We start from the raw sequence: 20,169 nt of genomic DNA on the forward strand, positions 1-20,169 counted from the left end.
CAATCAGGCTTTGCTCACTTCACCACCACACCCGCCTCACCGACTTCCCAGCCAAGTCCGGCGGCACGAATCGCAACAGCGGTGGCGTTGTCCGGCCACGCAGCGCTGAGTTGGTCTTTGAAGTAAGTCTCCCACGTGACCCACTTGCCGTTGATCTGCGCCTGCATCACCCACCAGCGCGTTTGTGACATCCAGCGCACATCGCTGTGCTGCCAGGCGACGGTCAGCTTGCCTCCCGGCACCGTTTTACCCACGACGGGAGCTGGCAGAGTCGATTGACTGAGCCACGGCGACGCGGGCGGGATCGCATGCGTCGCGTACGCCCGCTCCTTTGTGTAGGTGCCGATCTTGCCGACATCCTTGTGCAGTGCCCCAAAGTTCCAGTGAAAGTGCCCCGGCGTCATTTTCAGCCCGCGTTCCCGCAGCACGCTCATCTCACGCAGAATCTCGCCCGCATTGCGGTCATCGCCGATCTTGGATGTGTTCATCCCCGGCCAGATGTGGCGGCCCTGCGTGTTCTGTTCCAGCCACCAGTCGTAATAGACCGTGAATCCGAGCTTCGGCCGGTCAATCGTCCAGTAGAGCTGCGGCGTGAAGTAATCCACCCAGCCGCTTTGCAGCCACTTCTTCGAATCTGCACCGAGATCTTCATACGGATCGAGTCCGCCGCCCGTTCCCTCGGGAAAATTCGGCCGCCACAGGCCAAACGGGCTGATGCCGAACTTCACGTAGCGTTTCTCGGCCTTGATACCCTCATAGATGATGCGCACCGTCTCATCGACGTTCTGCCTGCGCCACGCCGTCAGTTCCAGCGGTCCGCCAGCGGCCTTGTAGCGGCCAAAACTCGTGTCATCGGGAAATTCGATCTTCTTTTTCGCCGCATCAGTGAGCGGATACGGATAGAAGTAATCGTCGATGTGAATGCCATCCACATCGTAGCGCCGCGTGACGTCCATGATCACCGCGATCGCCTGCGCCCGCACTTCCGGCACGCCGGGGTCCATCCACGTGTCAGGGCCATATTTCATCGTCCACTCGGGGTGCCTGCGAACGATGTGATCCGCACTGGGCACCCGTTTCTCACCGGCGAGCGCACGAAACGGATTGAACCAAGCATGCAGCTCCATCCCGCGCTTGTGCGCTTCCTGAATCGCAAACTCCAGCGGATCCCACAACGGCGACGGCGCCACCCCCATCTGCCCCGTCAAAAACGGCGACCATGGTTCCAGCTTCGAGGCATACATCGCATCGCCGGCAGGGCGCACCTGAAAGATGAGCGCATTGAGCCCCACGTTGGCCGCCGATTCGATGAGCGTCACCAGTTGTTGTTTCTGCTTCGCCACCGGCAGACCAGGCTCAATGGGCCAGTTGATGTTATGCACCGTCGCGATCCACGAGCCACGCAGCTCACGCGCTGGCTGAGGCACGCTGGTTTGAGCGTGCAACGAGACAACGGACAGCAGGAAGATCGAAAGCAGGGGTTTCAGACACATGTGCCGCAAGAAAACGCGGCGCGTGCGATGTGTCGCTGAAATTTTCCATCCCACGTCGTATTCATGCCCTTCATGCACCTCCGCTCACTCTCCAACTTCGCCGTTATCCTTGTTCTGGCCTCCTGCTCATCCATGCGCTCGCCCATCGTGCCCGGCGCGGTGCCGAAGGACCACGGCCTCATCGGCGCAGGCGAAGGACCGGCTTGGAAGGATGGCTCCCTCTACTTCACCGACGGCAAGCACATCAACCGCATGGGACCGGACGGCCGCACGACTGTCTTCCGCCACAACGCCTCCAACGGCCTGCTCTTTGACCACGAAGGTCGCCTCGTCGCCTGCGAGTCCGGCCTGCGCCGCGTCACCCGCACGGAGAAAGATGGTCGCATCACCGTGTTGGCGGATCGTTTCGAAGGAAAGCGCTTCAACTCGCCCAATGACCTCTGCATGGACTCCAAGGGCCGCCTTTACTTCACCGATCCGCGCTATGGATCACGGGAGGGGATGGAGATTGTGGAGCTTCGTCCGGCAGACAATGAGTTGGGCGAGCACCATGACAAAGGTGAAATAGTTCAGCGGAAGTTCACTCCAGTCGAAGGCGTCTATCGCATCGATTTGCCCGGCAAAATCACCCGTATCCTCTGCGACGGTGCGGAACGCCCCAACGGCATCCTCATCACACCGGACGACCGTTATCTCTACATCGCCGACAACAATAACAACACCCACGGCGGCTCGCGGAAGCTGCTGCGCTACGAGTTGGACAAAAACGGCGATGTGAAGTCCGGCACGCGGAAAGTCATCTTCGACTGGAAAGACGGTCGCGGCCCTGACGGCATGAAGATGGACGCCGCTGGCCGCATCTACGTCGCCGCTGGCACGAACAAGGCCACGGAATATGAAACGAACCGCTTCAAGGCCGGCTGCTATATCCTCTCGCCCTCCGGTTGCTTGATCGACTTCATCCCCACCGCGCCCGACGAGGCCTGCAACTGCGCCTTCGGCGGCAAGGACGGCAAAACCCTCTACATCACCTCCGGTGGTCATCTCTGGAGCGTGCCGCTGAAATGAAGGCCATGCTCTCGGTATTGTTGTTGCCCTCGCTGCTAGTCGCTGCCGAGCTGCCGGATATTAGCAGTGTGCCTGCAGATCTCCAAGTTCCGGCTCTCAGCGAAGATTCACCGAGTCCCGGAAAACGCGTCCGCCACGGACTGAGTGTGCTCTATCTGCCCACGGATTGGAAAGCGGGCGCGAAGCAGCCGCTGATCGTCGAACTCGCCGGCAACGGCGGCTACACGAACAAATATGGCGATGTGAGCACCGGCCTGCCCGAAGGCAGCAACCTCGGCTACGGCCTCTCTGCCGGTCGCGGCTTCATCTGGCTCTGCGTGCCGTATCTGAACGCCAAAGGCGATCAAATCGCCATCAAGTGGTGGGGCGACGCGCCTGCTTACGATCCACAACCGACGCTCAAACACCTGCGTGAAACCGTGAAATCCGTTTGCAGCGGCTATGGCGGCGATGCATCGAAAGTCGTGCTCTGCGGCTTCTCACGTGGAGCCATCGCCTGCAACTATCTTGGCCTTCACGACGACGAAACCGCCAAGCTGTGGTGCGCCTTCTTTGCCTACAGCCACTACGACGGCGTGAAGAAGTGGCCGTATCCCGGCTCAGATCGCGCATCGGCGCTCGTTCGGCTCAAACGGCTCGGAAACCGCCCGCAGTTCATTTGCGGTGAAGGTGCGAACGCGCAGGAGACCGAAGCCTACCTCCGCCCGCTGCTGCCGAACGCCGATCTGACCTTCATGAGCACTGGATTTCGCAATCACAACGATGCGTGGACGTTGCGCCCAAGTCTTGCTCGCGACAAAGTCCGCGAATGGCTGAAGCGGGTCACTTCTTCGCGCTGAGCACCGCTTCGACCGCCTGGAGGATCATTTCGACCTCCGCCAGCCGCCCGACGCCTTCGTAACCACAAGCGAGCATGCCTTCGGCGGGCTCAACGAACTGCGCACCGAAGCCGCGCAGCGTTGCCACATTCTTCAGCGTGGCCGGATGCTGCCACATCTTGCCGTTCATGGCCGGGGCGATCAAAATGGGCGCACGGGTGGCTAGCGCGATGGCGGTGAGGGCGTCGTTGGCGAAGCCGTGGGCCATCGAAGCGAGGATGTTCGCTGTGGCAGGGGCGATGAGGAGGAGATCGGCCTCGTCGGCGAGTTGGATGTGGCCTGGCTGCCAGCCTTCCTTTTCGGCGAAGAGGTCGGTGATGACCGGATTTTTCGACAGCGTGCCCAAAGTCAGTGGCGTGACGAATTCGAGCGCGGATTGGGTCAAAACGCACGTCACGACGTGGCCGGCTTTGGTGAGCTGGCTGGCGAGGTCTGCGGCCTTGTAAGCGGCGATGGAACCGGTGACGCCGAGGATGATGCGTGACATTTGGCGACGATAACGCGGAAAATGCCGGGCTAAAGCTCGAACTACGAACGCGCTTGCCTTCACGCCCGCAAGAAAGCACATTCGCGGCCCCAACCCCCACAGCATGCGCTGCCCGAAATGCGGAAGTTCCCAGGATAAAGTGATCGACTCACGCGAGGCGCGGGAAGGGCATGCCATCCGCCGCCGCCGCGAGTGCATGAAGTGCGATTTTCGCTTCACGACCTATGAGATCGTCGAGCGCGAGGAACTGCGCGTGGTGAAGCGCAATGGCGCACGCGAGAGCTTCAACCGCGACAAACTGCTGAGCGGGGTGCGCAAGTCTTGCGAGAAGCGCCCAGTGAAGATGGAGCATCTCGAACAGCTCGTGGACGACATCGCCAACGAACTCGAAGAGGAGGGCTACCGCGAAATCCCCAGCACCGTGATCGGTGCAAAGGTGATGCGCCGCCTCGAAGCCATCGACCACGTCGCTTATGTGCGCTACGCCTCGGTGTACCGCCAGTTTGAGGACGTGGGCGAGTTCATCGACGAAATCAAGAGCCTCGGCGAACGCCGCCCACGCGATGGGCGGCAGCCTGAGCTATTCCGTTAATCCGCCATGTCCGACAAGACCATCTTCCAAAAAATCATCGACCGCGAAATCCCCGCTCCGCTCGTTTATGAGGATGAGCTGGTGGCTGCCTTTAACGATGTCAATCCACAGGCCCCGACGCACATCCTGATCGTGCCAAAGAAGCTCATCCCCCGTGTCGGTGAGGCTGTCACGGAAGATCAGGCCACACTGGGCGCTCTGCTGCTCGCAGCAGGCAAAATCGCCGAAAAACTTGGCATTAAAGACCGCAGTAAGGGTTTTCGCCTCGTCATCAATCACGGTGCCGATGCAGGCGAGTCCGTACCGCATCTGCACGTCCATCTGCTGGCCGGGCGCAGCCTGGCATGGCCGCCGGGCTGATTTTTTTGCAACTTTAGGCCGCCAAGGCGGTTTTTTTGACATCATGGAACCGTTTTCACTGCAAGACCCGATCACCAAGCTGCTGGCCCAGGCCCGCAAGATTGAGGCGCGTTCCAATTTCACCCAGAATGTAGTCCGGGCCGCACGTCAGACGCCGCAGGATCGTGGTTGGCTCGCCGCGTTGCGCCACTGGTGGGAAGACGTGTCGTTAGCGACTCCTGCGGCCAAGTGGGCCTTCGCCACCGTGACCGTGGCCGCCATCGCTCTGGCGCTGGTGATTTCTCAAATTCAGCCTGCATCCGAGCCGCAGCTCGTGCAGCAGAGCGTGCCGGAACTGCCGCTGCTGCCGGCGGCGGAGACGCCGTGGGAAGCGACTTACGACACGCAGGCGCTGCTTGCCGTCGATGACACGTCTCAGCTCACGGACAGTGAGATCGGCTTTCTGCTCTACTGATCCCAGGGGGCAGATGCGATGACGTGTGACGAAATAAACACACTCGTTTGCTGGCCTGAACGACTCTTTCGAGTCAACACATGTGCTCACCTCCGTGACCATGCTGAAAGAATCACCGCTCCGCCGTCCTGCTCGCGTTTTAAAATCGGCCCATGACATGGTCTTCCGCCATGTTCACAATTCCAACCTCATCTACAACACGGCGTGGGAGGATCCACGGCTCGACCGACAGTTGATGAAGCTGGACCGTGACAGCCGCGTGGTGATGATCACCAGTGCTGGCTGCAACGCGCTCGACTACCTGCTCGATGATCCGGCGGAGATTCACGCGGTGGACATGAACTACCGCCAAAACGCGCTGCTGGAGCTCAAGCAGGCGCTGCTGCGCCAAGGCGACTTTGAAGAACTGTTCGAAATGTTCGGCTTCGGCTCGCATCCCAAATACGCCGCAGTCTATGGCAAAGTGCGCCGCTCGTTGTCCGAGCCGGCGCAAAAGTTCTGGGACAAGCGCATCGGCTTCTTCAATCCCGCCAGCCTGAAAAAATCCTTCTACTACCATGGCACCTCCGGCATCGCCGCGTGGGTGATGGGCAACGCGCTCTTCAAGCTGCGGCCAAACGTGAAAAACTTCGCCACCTGCCTACTCGATGCACGCTCGCTTCAGGAGCAGCGCGAAGCTTATGATCTCTTCGAGCGCGAAGTCTGGGGGCCATTCAGCAACTGGCTGCTGCGCCAGCCTACGCTGATGACGCTGCTCGGCGTGCCCCGGCCGCAGATCAAACTCATCCAGGATTCCTATCCCGGCGGTCTCACCTCTTACGTGAAGGACAAACTGCGTCATGTTTTCACCGAGCTGCCCATCGCGGACAATTACTTCTGGCGCGTGTACATGACGGGCTCCTACACGCTGGGCTGCTGCCCGAATTACTTGAAGCAGGAGAATCTCGCTACGCTTCAGGCACGCGTGGATCGGTTGAAGAGCTACACCACGACGGTTTCCAACTTCCTGCGCGAACATCCCGGCCAATACACGCACTTTGTGCTGCTGGATCATCAGGACTGGCTCGCCGCACACGACACGGCGGCCCTGCTCGATGAATGGGAGCTGATCCTCGCCAACAGCGCCCCTGGCGCAAAAATACTGATGCGTTCGGCCGGTCTCAATCTCAGTTTTATACCGGAATCCATCCGCGCCCGGCTGCGCTTCTTCCCCGAACGCACCGAGGCACTGCATCAACTCGACCGCGTCGGCACTTACGGCAGCCTGCATTTCGCGGAGGTTCTGTGATGAGCACGGTTTCGACGAATGCTGCCGCCGCAGGCCCGGGAACAGCGCTGGAGCGCTACTACCGCTTTCATTCGCGCATCTACGATGCCACGCGCTGGAGCTTCCTGTTCGGGCGCGAGGAAATCCTGCGCCGCGTCGGATGTCTGACCTCCCCACACCGCATTCTCGAAGTCGGCTGCGGCACCGGGCGCAATCTGCCCGGCCTGCGGCGGCGTTTTGCTGAGGCGCAGATCACCGGAGTCGATTTGTCCGAGCAGATGCTCGCCATCGCTGCACAAAAGGTGCGTGATGACAAAACCACACTGCTGCGCCGCTCCTACTCGGCTCCTGTTCACACCGGGCACACAGGCTTTGATCTCGTACTCTTCTCGTATGCGCTCAGCATGTTCAATCCAGGCTGGGAGCAGGCGATTGATGCCGCGTGGGACGACCTGGACGAGGGCGGCCTCATCGCCGTCGTGGATTTTTCGCACTCACGCTTCTCGTGGTTCCGCCGCTGGATGGGGGTGAACCATGTGCGTATGGAAAGCCACCTATGGCCGCATCTGAGTCGGCGGTTCACGCCATTGCTTGATGAACGCTTCACCGCCTATGGCGGCGTCTGGAACTACGGCATCTTTATTGGCCGCAAGCAGCGCTGAGTGTGGCGATAGTGTTTCATGCATTGCTGTGAACAGCCCGCATCTTGGGGTCTCGTCAGCCAGCTCCACCATGACTAGCATCATCATGCTCTTTGCCGCCGCGCTCGCGCTGGTTGGTTTCATCCACTTTGCACGCCGATTCGGCCTCGCCTGGTCTATGCGGCGCTGGTGCCGCACGCAAGGCCGCGTTCTCACGGCGGAAATGCGTCGTGGCAAACGGAAGGCCTTCGAAGGCTCTCTGCTTTACGATCCCGTGCTGCGTTACTCCTATGCCGTGGGCGATCGCGTGTTTGAAAGCAGCACATTCACGCACCAGGCCGTCCGCAATGCGGAGCGCCTCACCTCCGAATTCATCTCCCGCTGCCAAAAACACCCCGAGCTGCCGGTGTACTACCATCCGGGCGATCCAGCCCAGGCCGTCATACAGCCCATGCCCTGGCAGGGCTCGGCGCTGGGAGCGACAGGTTTCGCCCTGTTGCTTGCACTGCTCGCGACAGGCCTCTTCTCCGCATGAATCATCCCGCCACCACGATCCCGGTTTCACACGCCGCTTGGTGGCATGACTCGTCAGCAGATTCCCAACGTGGTGTGCTGGCGGCTCAAATCGCCATCACTGGCTTCATTACCGGTCATTCCTGGCTGCCAAATCACTGGCTGCATCTTGGCTGGTTGTGCGTGGTCGGAATGTGCGCCGTGGGGTGGACGGACTGGACCAAGGTATTTGCTAGCAAGCATGCAGACACCGGTTTGCTCCTCACCGCTGCATTTCTGCTGTGGATGACACTGCGCTCCAGCTCCAGCGATGCCTGCACACCAGAGGAATGGCAGCGTGGCATGGTCGGAGTCAGCTTGCTTGTGCTGTTCTGCGCTCTCGTCTGGCAGCAGTCTGGTAATAGCAAGGCTCTACACACCATCGGCTGGGTCATGGGCATGACGAGCGGCCTCGCGGCGATGGTGAGCATCGTGCTGTCGTATTTTGTGCTGCCTGGGCATCATGCGGGCGAGCGTCTCACCAATCTGCTCGTGCATGGCGGCCTCAATCCGGTCTGCACCGGCTTGATCTTCGGCTTCGCCGCTGTCTGGCTCTCAGCGTTGGTGGAAAATCATTCCACCTTGCTGCCGCGCCGCTTGGTCTGGGCCACCATCATGTTGCTGCACTTCGCCGCCTTTCTTTCTGGCAGTCGTGGCGCCATGCTGGCGCTGGTGTGCGGTCATGCGGTCTTGTTTGTCGCTCGCGGCTGGCGGCGTGGCGCCGCCGCATTGAGCGTCCTGCTCATCACCGGCACGATTTACTTCACCAGTGCGTCGTTGCTGGCCGAGAACGGCACCCGGCAGGACAAACCGGCCGCTGTCATAATCACCCATCATTTTCACAAGGTGGTGGAACGTGGCGACAACGGCCGCCTCGACATCTACCGCGCCGGTTGGAACGCGATGGACAATCTCTGGCTCGGCACCGGCCAGTGGGGCGTGCGCGATGTGTGGCAGTGCGAGCTTCAGCCGCTCGATGACCGCATCATGTCACACCTGCACAGCGCCTTCTTCGCCACCTTCGTGCATGGCGGCCTCATCGGTGCCGTGCTGTTGCTCGCCTTGCTTGGTTGCGGAGTTCGCCGCGCCTGGCGCATCTCGGTTCAAGGCGATGCCACCTGGGTCGCGCTGCTCGCCTTCGGCTGCGGCGGATTGCTTTTCGATGGTGAATCACTCGCCTCGCTGACAACGGCCCCACGCTTCGAAGGACTCTTGTTCTGGCTGCCGTTGACGGTGGCGCTCGCTCGCGGCGGCGTCACTTCGCCAGTAACACCTGCTTAATGCCGACTTCGCCCTCAAAGGCGATGAAGTTGAGCTGCTCTTTCGATTCGGCGAACACGGCATGCTTCGCCTTGGTCGTCGTGCCGACGAACTCGACGGTGAGTTCGTCGCTCAGGAACGTGAGGCGCATCGTCTGCCAGTCACTGGCTTTGAACTTCACCCGCTGCTTGGCGAGCTGGATTGTCTCCTGGTCCTTCGTGGGCGGATTGACTGCGATGTCGAGATTCGCGTGGGAGAGCACGATGCGGTAGCTCTTGGCATTCCCGGCGGTGTGGATGCGCAGCGAGTGGCGATCTGCCTCGCCGAGACGGATTTGGAATTCGAGCACGCCGTCCTGCATCTTCACCGGACCGGTGAGCGGTGCGCCTTTGTCGTCCGCTTTGCCAAACATCGCGTCATCACGCGCGGCCCAGTCTTTGCCGCGATACGTTTTCAAATCGAGCGGCTCGGAGTTCTTCAGCGGTGGCAGCTCGGCAAATGGGGGCTTCGGCTTCACGTCCGCAGGCGGCAACTCGCGGCTGTAACCGCCATCACGATAGCGGTTGAGCAGCTTTTCGAGATCCTTCACCACCTCGGGATTCTGCGCGGACACATCGGTGACCTCGGCAATGTCGTATTTGAGGTCGTAAAGCTGGCGCTTGAACTGCGCTGCGTGCGCTTTCTTCGCCGCAGGCTTCACATCATCAGCGGGCACGCCTTCAATCCACTTCCACGCACCTTTGCGGATGGCGAAGTTGCCATCGGCGCTGTGAACGATCACATCGGGGCGCAGCGGGCCCTCATACTTCGCCCCGAGCCATGCCTTCGAGACATCGTGGCTGTCTTCTGCGGCCACGTCGGCCTTCGGCAGCTTGTAGCCGGTGATCGCGGCCAAACTGGCGATGGTATCGACGATGCTCACGGTTTCATCGCACACGGTGCCAGCGGGCACATGGCCGGGCCAGCGCACGAGGTAGGGCACGCGGAAGCCACCTTCCCAAACATCATGCTTCCCGCCGCGAAACGGCCCCGTGGGCTTCAATCCGGCCTTCTGCGCATCCGTTTGCACGAGGTTGGCATTCTCCAGCTTGTTCACGCCGCCGTTGTCGCTGCTGAAAAGCACGAGCGTGTTCTTGGCGAGACCCTGTTTGTCGAGCGCATCCAGCACGCGGCCCACGCTGAGGTCGAGATCACTGATGAAGTCGCAGAACGGCCCGCCCTTGCTCTTGCCCGCCGTCTGCTTCGACGGCGTGATCGGGTTATGCACGCCCACGGGTGTGAAATAGACGAAGAAGGGCTTCTCCGCACTCTGCTGGCCGATCCAGTTCACGATTTTGTCCGTGAGCGTTTCCATCACGGTTTCATCAACACGTTTCGGCGCATTCAAATCGAGTGTCTTGGTCGGTTTGCCCTTCTGCTGGCCCATCGTCACATACGGCGGACTCGGCAAGGATGGGCTGTCCTTGTTCAAACCATAGACCCAGTGGTTTTCGACATACACACCGCTCAGGTCGCCGTGATTCGCAGGCACGCCGAAGTGGTAATCAAAGCCAACCTCAAGCGGTCCGGGCTTCAGCTCCTTCGTGAAATCGCAGCGCTCCGCCGTGCCGTAGCCCAGATGCCATTTGCCGACCGCAGCGCAGTTGTAGCCCTGCGACTTGAACATCGACGCGATTGTAAGCCGTGTCGGTTCGATGTGCAGCGGTGCCACCGTGCTCAGCACTTCGCTGATGAGGGACGTGCGCCAGCAATAGCGGCCGGTGAGCATCGCATAACGCGTGGGCGAGCAGACGGACGAGGTCGTGTTGCCATCCGTGAAGCGGCGGCCTTCCTTCGCGATGCGGTCAATGTTCGGCGTCTGCACCAGCGCTGGATCAGCACCGTAGCAGCCCACGCTGCCCCAGCCGAGGTCGTCACTGAGGATGACGACGACATTGGGACGCTCAGCGGCAAAGGTGGATGAAACGAGGAGAACGAGAGAGAGCAGAAAACGCATGGCCCGTTGACGAAGGCGATGCGCGCCGACTTTCATCGAATCACTTCTTCTTACCGTGAGCAATGAGCTTCCAGAACTCGTCCCATTCAAAAGTGCGGCTGAATTCGCCGTGATGGCAGGTGGTGCAGTCGGCGGCGGCCAGCGGGCGGAACTTGAAGGTGGGTTCCTTGCTGAGCGTGCGCTGCTCCACATGCGTGCTGCCGGGGCCGTGGCAGGATTCACAGCCGACATGCGTCATGCGTTTGCCGGCAAACTCACGGCGATAGCCGCTCTCGCTGCCAAAGCCGATGGTGTGGCACGCGATGCAGTTCGGATCGGCGTCGGATTGACGATACAACAGTGCGTCGAAGGCGTGCGCGTGGCCGCTCTTCTGCCAGATGGCGTAATCCTCGGCATGGCAGGCGGAACACGACTCGCTCCCAGTAAATTTCGCCGTGACACGCACGCCAGGCACAGCATCGCCACGCACCCGCTGCGGGTCGTCGATGGTGAGCTTCGCCGTGCGCACTTCGGCGCGATACGCCTCCGCATGCGTGATGATGCCGTCGTCCTGCGGGATGTTGTCGGCCATGAAGATGATTTTCTGCTTCGGTTTGTCCAACGTGCCGTTCGCGGCCAATTGCGCTTCGAAAAAGCCGAGCGCGCGGCTTTGGTTGGTCGTGGCCATCAGAAGAGAGCGATTCGCGCGCTCCGGCTCCTGCGAAGGCTGCGTCACATCACCGCCGAGGATGAGCTGGAACTCAAAAAACTGCGCTGCCAGCTCCTTCATGCGGTCTTCTTTGGCAAAGGCCAGCAGCACGAGAACATCGGCACCCTGCTTCATCTCTGGCAGATGTTTGGTGATGGCTGAAGCGGGATCGAGAAGCTGCAAACCTTCGCCAAGACCGGTTTCGCCCACGGAACGTGGATCAACGATGCCCAGAATGCCGTAAGTGACGCCATCGACCTTCGCATGCAGCCAAGGACGCGCCACCGGCTCCAGCGTGCGCGCATCGACGACATTCGCGCTCACCAACGGCACCGGCGAATCCTTGGCGAGGCTGCGCAAGGTCTCCACGCTCAACGCAGCTTCACGCCGGCCGAGATTGATCGCGTGGAAGCCGAGATCAGCGAAGGCTTTGAGAACATGCCGGTATTGAATGACGTGAAAATCCTCCGCCCCAGCGATGGCATCGCCCGCATCAACCCGCAGCGAAGGTTTGCCCTCGGCCCGCAGCACGGTCTGCGTGCGCGACAGGCCGCCATACTGGCCGCTGAAACAGCCGCAGGGCTCGATGCGGCCGGTGACATCGCAGGTGAGATGCACGCGCACGTTGCGTGCCGCTGCGGGTGGTGGCGCGGGTTTGTCGCACGCGCTGAGGAGCAGCAGCAGGCTAATACAGCAGCGCATAGACCAGCAGATTGATGTTCATGAGCATGCTTTCGCTGACTTCATTGCCACCGCAGCAGCAGCAGCCCTTCGTGTGGTCGGTGTCGTTCAATCCTTCCGGCGAGAACACCAGCGCGAGCCGGCCGTCGATCACGATGCCCTGGAGCATCGTGGTGCCCTTTTTCTTTTCCAGATGGAGCTGCGGCACCTTGTGGACCATGTCGAAGATCGGGTGCGTCATCGGAATGGTCTGCATCGGCGTGCTCGGCAGCGTGCCTTCGATCTCACGACGAAACGCCGCCACCCACGGCTTGTCGGAGCAGCCGGGACTCGCGACGATGAAGCCGCCGCGTTGCAGGTAGGCGCGAAGATTCGCCCGCTCCTTCTCGCTGAGTTTGAAGTCACCCGTGCCGGTGAAAACGCAGAACGGCGTGGTGAACAACTCGTCATCGCCCAGCTTCAGCTTCAGGAAGTTCGGCTCGATGTTCAGATTGGTGACGCGTGCCGTTTCACCAAGAAAATAGTCGGCAAAGCAGACGGAGGTCTTTTCATCCATCGAATACACCAGGTTCCCACAGGTGATGTGGAACGGTTTCGGCTCGGCGGCGGCTGCCACGGCGGCAAACATCAGGATGGCGGCAAATTTCATGGCTTGGTCTCCGGCGCGAGTGGTTTCGGCTTGCCGGTGATGCGGTCGAAGTAGGCTTCGGTGAGACCGCGATACTGCTCGATGAGCGTGGCGGCGGGCATGGCGTCAGTGGCGCGGTTCACTTCAGTCGCGCCGGTGCTGACATCGCTCTTGGTGATCGCGGGCATGGCGGTGGGATCGGTGCCAGGCGGAGTCTGGCCCTCGCCCATGCCTTTGTTCACGCGACCCAGCGTCGATTCCGCGCCATACACATTCTGCGATCCCGCCGGATCATCGCCCATCATGAACCCGCCCATGCCCATGCCTTGCGCACCGGACTTGCCGTTGCCCTTGCCGAATTTTTTGCTCTGCATCATCTGCTGGAACTGGCTGCCGGCTCCCATGCTGGGCTTCATGCATTCCGAGAGCGACATGAACTGGTCCAGCTCATCACTCATCTCGCCTTCACCGCCTTTGCATTGACCAAACAGCGCGCGCATCTCCTGTTCGAGCCGCTGCGCGCCTTGATGGCCGCCTTTGCCATCACCGCCGAGCATTTTCTGCGCGGCATTCGCGGCAAGGTGGTCCATGCGCACGTCTTCCATCGCATCAGCGAGCTTAAGCGCACTGGAGGCGGCCTTGGGGAATTTGGCTTCCGCAGCGGCGGCATCTGCGCGCAGTTTTTCCGCGAGTTCGCGCAGTTCATCGCCGATCGCACGTTCGTTCGCCCCGAGATCTTGAACGGCGAGCTGGTCCGTCTCAGATGGCGCGGTTTTTTGTGCATACGGCTCCGTCTGCGCGGTGACCTGCTGCTGCTGCTCGAACAGCATCTTGAAGCGGTTGAAGTCCTTCATGATCTCCTGCATCTGCGCGAGATCGGCGATGGCTTTCTCGATTTTTTCCTGCGCCTCCTGCTGCGCCCCGGCCATGCGCTCGTGATGCTCTTTGGCCTCTTGGGCGAAGGCTTGGCTGTCCGGCTTGGCCGCATTGGCCTTTTGATTGGCGGCTACGGAGTCACGCACTGCCTGGGCGTCCTTCTTCAAATCGTCCTGGAAGCTTTTCTCCACTTCGTAGAGCGGTGCTTCGGCCACAAACTTCTCCATGCGCTCGGCGGACTTGAGCAGCTCCTCGTTGAGCTTGTCCTGCTGCTTCTGCAACGCCTCCTGCTGTTTGCTGTCGCCGGGTTTTTTGGCTTCCTCGGCCAGTTTTTTCTGCTGATCGAGCAGCGCCTGATGCTGATCCATCAAAGCGGCGTACTTGGCCTCCAGATCGGCGATGTCGTGCTGCTGGCGCAGGAAGTCGTTGTACTGCTCCTTGGAAATAACCGTGAGCCGCCGCGTCTCGGAACGCGCGACATGCGGCGGGCTGGGATGCGTGTCGATGGCCTCGGCAAACAGCGTGATCACATCGCCCGCCTTCACGCCTTCGGTGAGCGGCAGGGTGATGACATCGCTGCGTGTGATCTCCTTGAACGTGCGCTCCACCGGCGTGGCATACTGCTCGTTACGCGCCGAGTGGACGCGCATTGACTTGAGGCCGTAATCATCACTCGCGGTGATGCGCGCGTTCAGCGGATGGCCCATGACGAGAAACCCATCGCGTGCCGGCTCGGCAATCGCGACTTGCGGCGCGAGATCGTGCGTGACGGTGAAGGCGCTGCTCTTTTCCGCATCGGACGGAATGCCGCCGATGTCGGTGAGCGCGAACGTCATGCGGCCAGAGCTGTCAGCGATCAAGCTACCGGTGACTTCATCCGGTTTTTTCGCGTCCGGCGTCAGTTGAATCGTCTGCGGCTTGCCAGACGCGGTGGTGAGCGTGATGACGCCCTCTTTTAGAGGACGATTCGACGCGATGCGGAAGGTGACACGCGAACCTTTGAGTGCCTGAAGACCACTGAAGCCGAATTCGCCGCCCTTCGCCGGCAGTCCGGTGTATTCAGGCGGCGCAATGCTCGTGGATGCGGCGAGGAACTGTGGCGTGAGCAACACCGTGAGCGGATGCGCACGACTGCGGCTCCAGCCGTTGCGGGTATGCGCGTGAATGAGCAAATTCGTGCGCACGTCCTCGATCTTCTGCACGAACACGCCCTGCTCCAGCGCGAACAGCGGAATCGTCACCGCTTTCTCCGGCTCGCCGGGCGGATGCGCCGTGAGGAACAACTCTTTCGGATCATGGCCGGACCAGCGGCACTTCACGGTGAAGCTGGCGCGGTAGAGCACGCTGGCGCCGGTCTGCGCCGGTTCCTCCAGCCACAGACTCGTGAGCGAGTAAGGCGGATGATCGCCGAATGGATCAACAAAGCGAATCAGCGTCGTGATGAAGGCCTGAAACGTGAATAGGGAGACGATGATGAAGCCGGTGAAGGCAAACAGGGCCTGCCATGCCTGCTTCTTGGTGCCTGCTTCGCGTGTGAGCGGCAGAAAGCGCACCGAGCGTACTCCGGCGGCAGCATCATTCACGGCCTGCGCCGCCAGCGTGCGGGTCAAGCCCTCTGCGTTCGCGAATTTCTCCTGCAATTGCAGCACGTTGATGAGCTTCGAGCCGAGTTCCGGCTCGCGGCTTTCCAGCAGGCGTGCCGTGCGTTCCGCCGGATTGGTGAAGAACCACGCCTGATGCGCCAGCCACGCGAATAGACCCAGCGAAGCGACCGCCGTGATCAATGAGAGCGCCAGCCGCAACGGCGCATCGAGATGCAAAAACACATCCACCGCCAGCAGTACGACGACCACGAGTAAGGCCCACTGCACGCCACGCAGCAGCCAGATCATCGCGCGCTGCTGCTGCCAGGCGCGATCCGCCTGCCGCAACCGCGACATGACCTGCGTGAGTGAATCGTTGGAGGATGAAGCGTTCATGTGAGTCCCCAGCGGCGGCGAAGGTACCAGTCCAAGGCGAGCAAGGAAAGGATCAAATACAGCACCCAGGCGCGGTCCCACAGGCTGACGAGCCGGAACCGTGCTTCGCCGGGCCGCAGGGCGTCTTTGAGGCTGGTGATGAAAGGTTTTACCTCGGCGGCTTCGAGCATACGTCCGCCGCTGCTTTCGGCGAGCTTCTTCAAATAGGTGCGGTCGGCGGCGACTTCGACGGCTTCGCGATTTTCCTCGAAGACCATGAAGCGGGCGCTTTGCGCCGTGCCATCGGGCAGCGTGACCTGCGCACGGAAGCGGCCGGTTTTCGGCGGCACGTAGCGGGCTTCAAACTGGAGCGGATTGTCCGTGGCGGTCATCGTGATCGGTGCGGGCGCTTCGTCACCGGTGGTGACTTCGAGCACGGGAGGTCCGGCGGGCTTGCTGTCCTTTTCGAACTGCAATCGGAGAAAAATCTCCTGGCCGAGCGGCAAATTCGCGGTGCTGGCACGCAGGCGGTGCTGTGCCCCGGAGACGTTCTCCGAACTGGCGAGCAGCCAGATGATGACCTGGTCCCAGAAGCGGTCGAACAACGCATCGCGAGCTGCGTCCGCACTCTGAAACGCCCAATGCCACCAGTCCCGCGCACCGAGCGCGAGCGACTGGCCACGACCGACGGGGCGATGGATGAACACATCGGCGGCGATCTGCGCGGCGTTGTCGCGTGTCACGGCCAGCGAGGCGGCGAGCGGCGGCTTCTCTTTGATGCGCAGCATCGAGGTGAGCGGCGGCAGGACATGCTGGCCGGTGCGGAAGGTGTTGATGAGCTGAAATGGGGCGAGCGCGCGGCCTTCACGCTGCACCTGAAAATCACCAGTAACCGGCGCGGTCTCCTCCCACACCACTGGCTCCAAAATGGCCGCAGCACTGGGATCGAGGCCGGTTTGCCCACGCAGGCAGACGACGGCACCGCCGCCATCGCGCACGGCATCGACGAGCGCGGCCTGCTGTTCTTGGAGCAGCAGTTCACCGGTCTTCGCGCCGAGCAGGATGATGTCGTAGGCCTCGAATTCCTCGCGAGTGGTGGGCAGTTTGAGGTCGTCCTGGCCCGGTGTTTTGCGAATGCGGCGCAACTTGCCGGGTGCGTATTGAATCACGGCATCGAGATCGATCTTATCGTTCCGCATCAGCGAGCGTTGGAGGAACGTCGTGTCCCAGTACGGTTCGCCTTCGAGCAGCAGCACGCGCAGTTTGTCGTCGAGCACATTCAAATAGGTGATCGCGCTGTTGTTCGCGTTTTCGGTTTCGCGGTAGATCGGCAGCGCGCGGACTTCGTACTCGATCTGGCCCGCTTTTTCCTCGCTGACGACGAATTCGACCGGCAGCTCGGCTTCCTGGCGCGTGGAGAGCTGTTTGGACTCGATGAGCTTGCCGTCGCGCAAAAGCTGCACGGTGAGGAGTTCGTTTTCGCAGCCGGTGAAACGCGCAACGGCGCTGATGCGGCACTTTTGCTTCACATAGCAGAATGGCTGGAAATTCGCGATGCGCAGGCTGACATCGCGCACCTGTCCCGCAGCTCCAAGCGGCACGGTGTAGATCGGCACGCCGCGAGCACGGGCGGCGAGCGCAGTTTTCGCGGCACTGGTCATCTCGAAATCGTGACCGTCGGTGATGAGCAGCAGTGCGGCGGCGTTTTCATCCTTGCGCACGTTTTGCAGCATCGTGGTGACGGCGTTGTGGATGCGCGTGTCACGACCTTCTGCACGCAAGGTTGTGAGCTGCTCCAAACTGGTGCCGCGTGCCTCATCGTCGAAGCTGGAGAGCCGCAGGCGTAGTCTTGGGTCGTCGAGACCCGAGTCGCCGATGAGACGCGTGGCCGCGTCGATGCGCTTGGCGTTGTTCGCATCGGTCTGCTGCATGCTGGCGGAGGTGTCGATGCCCGCGAGCACGACGAGATCCTTTTTCTCCTCCGGCAGTTCTTCACGCCGTGCCGGGCGCAGCAAAATGAGCAGCAGCAACGTGATGCCGAGCGTGCGCAGCACAGTGAGCACGAGGGCTTTGCCGGTGCCAAGCCGCAGCGCGTTGCGCAGGCCCAGCACGATGAAAAACAGCAGGCAGATCACGGTGAGAATCCACCACTGTGGCCAGCCGGGCACGGGATCGAACTGCATCATGCCACGGTCCTCCGAATCTTGGTTTGCAGCAGTGTTTCGAGGGCCAGCATGATCAATGCGGCCCAGACAAACCAGTGAAACACCGAAGCGCCGCGTGCCAACTCATGATAATCCGTGCCGGCGACGATCTGACTGGCGCTGACGGCATCCTGCTGAGCCTGCTGCGGGGCAATGCCGCCCTCCAGCACGCGCAGATCACTTTCCACCGGTGCGATGTTTGCAGCGAGCAGCGCGGCGATGCGTTGTTTACCATCGAGCAGCGTGTAGAAGCCCGGCTCGCGTGCAGTGAGTGTGAGCTGCACGCGTTCGCCGCTTGCAGCACGTGTGGCCACGGTGGCCGCACCCGCAGGACTGGTGAATTCGTTGTTCTGCACCTCGCGCATCCACGCTTCGGCATCCATCACATCGCCCGGCTCGAAGCGTGATGCGGCGGCACGTTCGCCGGAGAGCTGGGCGGTCATCTCTTGAATCCACGCCGGAAAAACACGCTGCCGGGCAAGATTGCTGGCGATTTCGGCCACGGAGAAATTGCACATCAGCAGCGTGCCGAGTCCGGGGCTACCATGCGCGAGCGCGGGCGTGCCGTCGGCATATGTCAGCAAAATTTCGGCGCGTTCGACCGGCGCGGCCTGCCACAGCTCGTAAAACGACAACTGCGCGAGCGCATCACGCGCACTACCGCGAAACAGCCGCAGAAAACGCGAGTCAAACATGCCGCGTGCGATTTGCGCGCCTTCCGCACCGGGTGCGGTGGCATCACGCCGCAGCGTAAGCCGCAGCGGCACGGCTTCGGGCTGCGTGAACCATTCCGCCAGTGCACGAGCATTGCTGGCATCGTGTGAACCGTCGAGAAACCACAGCGTGCCGCCACCGGCCTTCATGTAGTCCGCGAGTGCGCGAATCTGCGACTGCGGCAGCTCATGCACGCGGGTGAGCACGAGTTTCGTCGTCGAGGCGAGATCGGCGGGCGTGAGTTTCGAGGCCTCTATGCGCCGTGGCAGCAGCGAACCGGCATTGCCGGCATACGGATTGATCGCCGCCTCCAAAAAGCGTGTGGTGAGAGCGCTGGCGGGTTCATCGGTGGCGATGAGGACTTCTTCTTTCTCGGTGACGTGCAGCGGCAGATGGAAGGCGTCATCGAGCGGCAGCGAGTCGCCATTTTTCAAGCGCACCACGAGCGTGTGCCAGCCGGGACCGGGGGCACGGATTTGCAGCGGCACACGCTGAACGGACCACGGCGCGGCTTTGACGCGTGCCTCAAAGGTCATGCGGTTGTCGATGACGGCTTCGATGGGTTCATCGAGGGCAGCAGCGCTGTGATTGGCGATTTGTGCCATCAGCGTGACCTCGCCGCCTGCCAGTACCGTGCCGGAGACAATCTCCGCCTGCGTGACGGCATGATTGCCGCGCGCTTTGGCCGCATCACCGACGGCGACGAAGAACACACGCGTCGTTTTGGGCAGCGCGGCGAAGCTGGCATCCGACCAGTTCGTGCGCTGGAAGTCGGAGATGAAATAAACCTCCGCAGTGCCGGTGACATCGCGCATGAGCGCGGCGGCGGCATCCATGGCCTTGGCGAAATCCGCACGCTGATAACCCGGCCCCAGCGCGGTGATGAAGGAACGCGCGGCGGCGTGATTGTGCGACCAGCCGGTGAAGCAGGCGTTGCTGCTGCGCGCGGCGGCGATGACCTGCATCTCATCTTCCGCACCGAGCGAATCGAGGATGCGCATGGCTTCCGCACCCGCACGCGACCGCAGCGACATCAGACCGTCCGGCTGTTCCATGCTGAAGGAATGATCGAGGATGAGCACGACATGCCGTTTCCCCTGCGGTGTGGGCGGCGGCTGGCCGAAGCGGGCGATGAACGGCTGCAAGAACGCCAGCAGCGCGAGCAATGCGACAAGTGTGCGCACCAGCGTGAGCAGCCAATGCCGCCAGCGCATGAGTTTGCTGCGCTGCGCCATGCTGCGGCGAATCAGCTCCACCGACGGGAACAGCACGAGCTTGGGAAATTTCTTGTTCAGCAGATGAATCACCAGCGGCACCGCGAGGAGCGGGAGGAGGTAAGGGAGCAGTGCCGTGTTTTGGAAGACCATGGTGG

At 61.5% G+C, this 20,169-nt stretch carries 17 protein-coding genes; 9 read left to right on the top strand and 8 right to left on the bottom strand.

Features of this window, described 5'->3' with window-relative positions:
* Positions 1 to 14 precede the first annotated feature (14 nt).
* A complete protein-coding gene (locus ACKVY0_RS17750) occupies positions 15 to 1,493 on the bottom strand; it encodes a glycoside hydrolase family 10 protein (protein WP_409216165.1) in 1,479 nt (492 codons plus the stop codon).
* Between the two features lie 72 nt (positions 1,494 to 1,565).
* Between ACKVY0_RS17750 and ACKVY0_RS17755 the strand changes: the two genes are divergently transcribed.
* Together ACKVY0_RS17755 and ACKVY0_RS17760 are read left to right on the top strand one after the other, a co-directional pair.
* Positions 1,566 to 2,561 (top strand): SMP-30/gluconolactonase/LRE family protein, encoded by a 996-nt coding sequence (locus ACKVY0_RS17755; protein ID WP_409216166.1) that lies wholly within the window; start codon positions 1,566 to 1,568, stop codon positions 2,559 to 2,561.
* Positions 2,562 to 2,566: 5 nt separating this feature from the next.
* Positions 2,567 to 3,400: a hypothetical protein gene (locus ACKVY0_RS17760; RefSeq protein ID WP_409216167.1), complete on the top strand. Its 834-nt coding sequence runs from the start codon at positions 2,567 to 2,569 to the stop codon at positions 3,398 to 3,400.
* On the opposite strand, the gene ACKVY0_RS17765 is transcribed toward ACKVY0_RS17760, so the two are convergent.
* The gene (locus tag ACKVY0_RS17765) at positions 3,384 to 3,926 is read right to left on the bottom strand and encodes a flavoprotein (RefSeq protein ID WP_409216168.1); all 543 of its coding nucleotides are present in this window, start codon (positions 3,924 to 3,926) and stop codon (positions 3,384 to 3,386) included. The two genes, ACKVY0_RS17760 and ACKVY0_RS17765, sit on opposite strands and share 17 nt — an antisense overlap.
* 103 nt (positions 3,927 to 4,029) lie before the next feature.
* On the opposite strand from ACKVY0_RS17765, the gene nrdR reads away from it, so the two are divergent.
* The 7 genes from nrdR (at position 4,030) to ACKVY0_RS17800 (ending at position 9,073) form a co-directional block, all read left to right on the top strand.
* Positions 4,030 to 4,518, top strand: a complete 489-nt coding sequence (gene nrdR, locus ACKVY0_RS17770; RefSeq protein WP_409216169.1) for a transcriptional regulator NrdR — start codon at positions 4,030 to 4,032, stop codon at positions 4,516 to 4,518.
* A gap of 6 nt (positions 4,519 to 4,524) precedes the next feature.
* On the top strand, positions 4,525 to 4,878 hold the full coding sequence (locus ACKVY0_RS17775; RefSeq protein WP_409216170.1) for an HIT domain-containing protein: 354 nt from the start codon (positions 4,525 to 4,527) through the stop codon (positions 4,876 to 4,878).
* Between the two features lie 43 nt (positions 4,879 to 4,921).
* Positions 4,922 to 5,332, top strand: a complete 411-nt coding sequence (locus ACKVY0_RS17780) for a hypothetical protein (protein WP_409216171.1) — start codon at positions 4,922 to 4,924, stop codon at positions 5,330 to 5,332.
* Between the two features lie 100 nt (positions 5,333 to 5,432).
* Positions 5,433 to 6,620: a DUF3419 family protein gene (locus ACKVY0_RS17785; RefSeq protein ID WP_409216172.1), complete on the top strand. Its 1,188-nt coding sequence runs from the start codon at positions 5,433 to 5,435 to the stop codon at positions 6,618 to 6,620.
* Positions 6,620 to 7,261: a class I SAM-dependent methyltransferase gene (locus ACKVY0_RS17790; RefSeq protein ID WP_409216173.1), complete on the top strand. Its 642-nt coding sequence runs from the start codon at positions 6,620 to 6,622 to the stop codon at positions 7,259 to 7,261. The genes ACKVY0_RS17785 and ACKVY0_RS17790 overlap by 1 nt, the downstream gene beginning before the upstream one ends.
* Positions 7,262 to 7,331: 70 nt before the next feature.
* On the top strand, positions 7,332 to 7,775 hold the full coding sequence (locus ACKVY0_RS17795; RefSeq protein WP_409216174.1) for a DUF3592 domain-containing protein: 444 nt from the start codon (positions 7,332 to 7,334) through the stop codon (positions 7,773 to 7,775).
* Positions 7,772 to 9,073 (top strand): O-antigen ligase family protein, encoded by a 1,302-nt coding sequence (locus ACKVY0_RS17800; RefSeq protein ID WP_409216175.1) that lies wholly within the window; start codon positions 7,772 to 7,774, stop codon positions 9,071 to 9,073. Before ACKVY0_RS17795 ends, ACKVY0_RS17800 begins: the two co-directional genes overlap by 4 nt.
* Here ACKVY0_RS17800 and ACKVY0_RS17805 read toward each other — a convergent pair.
* From ACKVY0_RS17805 to ACKVY0_RS17830, 6 genes are read right to left on the bottom strand one after another with little or no spacing between them, the layout of a single operon-like run.
* Positions 9,048 to 11,048 (bottom strand): sulfatase family protein, encoded by a 2,001-nt coding sequence (locus tag ACKVY0_RS17805; RefSeq protein WP_409216176.1) that lies wholly within the window; start codon positions 11,046 to 11,048, stop codon positions 9,048 to 9,050. The genes ACKVY0_RS17800 and ACKVY0_RS17805 overlap by 26 nt on opposite strands.
* Before the next feature lie 40 nt (positions 11,049 to 11,088).
* Entirely contained in the window at positions 11,089 to 12,438 is a 1,350-nt protein-coding gene (locus ACKVY0_RS17810; protein ID WP_409216177.1) for a multiheme c-type cytochrome, read from the bottom strand.
* Entirely contained in the window at positions 12,422 to 13,066 is a 645-nt protein-coding gene (locus ACKVY0_RS17815) for a DUF4159 domain-containing protein (RefSeq protein ID WP_409216178.1), read from the bottom strand. The genes ACKVY0_RS17810 and ACKVY0_RS17815 overlap by 17 nt, the downstream gene beginning before the upstream one ends.
* The gene (locus ACKVY0_RS17820; protein ID WP_409216179.1) at positions 13,063 to 15,900 is read right to left on the bottom strand and encodes a hypothetical protein; all 2,838 of its coding nucleotides are present in this window, start codon (positions 15,898 to 15,900) and stop codon (positions 13,063 to 13,065) included. Before ACKVY0_RS17820 ends, ACKVY0_RS17815 begins: the two co-directional genes overlap by 4 nt.
* A complete protein-coding gene (locus tag ACKVY0_RS17825) occupies positions 15,897 to 18,065 on the bottom strand; it encodes a VWA domain-containing protein (RefSeq protein WP_409216180.1) in 2,169 nt (722 codons plus the stop codon). The genes ACKVY0_RS17820 and ACKVY0_RS17825 overlap by 4 nt, the downstream gene beginning before the upstream one ends.
* Complete coding sequence (locus ACKVY0_RS17830) at positions 18,062 to 20,164, bottom strand: BatA domain-containing protein (RefSeq protein ID WP_409216181.1); 2,103 nt, start codon at positions 20,162 to 20,164, stop codon at positions 18,062 to 18,064. Before ACKVY0_RS17830 ends, ACKVY0_RS17825 begins: the two co-directional genes overlap by 4 nt.
* Positions 20,165 to 20,169: the final 5 nt, after the last annotated feature.

This window comes from Prosthecobacter sp., assembly GCF_046154365.1.
Lineage (GTDB): Bacteria > Verrucomicrobiota > Verrucomicrobiia > Verrucomicrobiales > Verrucomicrobiaceae > Prosthecobacter.

Coding starts and splice junctions, on each gene's coding strand:
- ACKVY0_RS17780 (WP_409216171.1), top strand. CDS start 4,922: ATGGAACCGTTTTCACTGCAAGACCCGATCACCAAGCTGCTGGCCCAG.
- ACKVY0_RS17750 (WP_409216165.1), bottom strand. CDS start 1,493: ATGTGTCTGAAACCCCTGCTTTCGATCTTCCTGCTGTCCGTTGTCTCG.
- ACKVY0_RS17765 (WP_409216168.1), bottom strand. CDS start 3,926: ATGTCACGCATCATCCTCGGCGTCACCGGTTCCATCGCCGCTTACAAG.
- nrdR (WP_409216169.1), top strand. CDS start 4,030: ATGCGCTGCCCGAAATGCGGAAGTTCCCAGGATAAAGTGATCGACTCA.
- ACKVY0_RS17815 (WP_409216178.1), bottom strand. CDS start 13,066: ATGAAATTTGCCGCCATCCTGATGTTTGCCGCCGTGGCAGCCGCCGCC.
- ACKVY0_RS17795 (WP_409216174.1), top strand. CDS start 7,332: ATGACTAGCATCATCATGCTCTTTGCCGCCGCGCTCGCGCTGGTTGGT.
- ACKVY0_RS17805 (WP_409216176.1), bottom strand. CDS start 11,048: ATGCGTTTTCTGCTCTCTCTCGTTCTCCTCGTTTCATCCACCTTTGCC.
- ACKVY0_RS17790 (WP_409216173.1), top strand. CDS start 6,620: ATGAGCACGGTTTCGACGAATGCTGCCGCCGCAGGCCCGGGAACAGCG.
- ACKVY0_RS17760 (WP_409216167.1), top strand. CDS start 2,567: ATGCTCTCGGTATTGTTGTTGCCCTCGCTGCTAGTCGCTGCCGAGCTG.
- ACKVY0_RS17810 (WP_409216177.1), bottom strand. CDS start 12,438: ATGCGCTGCTGTATTAGCCTGCTGCTGCTCCTCAGCGCGTGCGACAAA.
- ACKVY0_RS17820 (WP_409216179.1), bottom strand. CDS start 15,900: ATGAACGCTTCATCCTCCAACGATTCACTCACGCAGGTCATGTCGCGG.
- ACKVY0_RS17800 (WP_409216175.1), top strand. CDS start 7,772: ATGAATCATCCCGCCACCACGATCCCGGTTTCACACGCCGCTTGGTGG.
- ACKVY0_RS17775 (WP_409216170.1), top strand. CDS start 4,525: ATGTCCGACAAGACCATCTTCCAAAAAATCATCGACCGCGAAATCCCC.
- ACKVY0_RS17825 (WP_409216180.1), bottom strand. CDS start 18,065: ATGATGCAGTTCGATCCCGTGCCCGGCTGGCCACAGTGGTGGATTCTC.
- ACKVY0_RS17785 (WP_409216172.1), top strand. CDS start 5,433: ATGCTGAAAGAATCACCGCTCCGCCGTCCTGCTCGCGTTTTAAAATCG.
- ACKVY0_RS17755 (WP_409216166.1), top strand. CDS start 1,566: ATGCACCTCCGCTCACTCTCCAACTTCGCCGTTATCCTTGTTCTGGCC.
- ACKVY0_RS17830 (WP_409216181.1), bottom strand. CDS start 20,164: ATGGTCTTCCAAAACACGGCACTGCTCCCTTACCTCCTCCCGCTCCTC.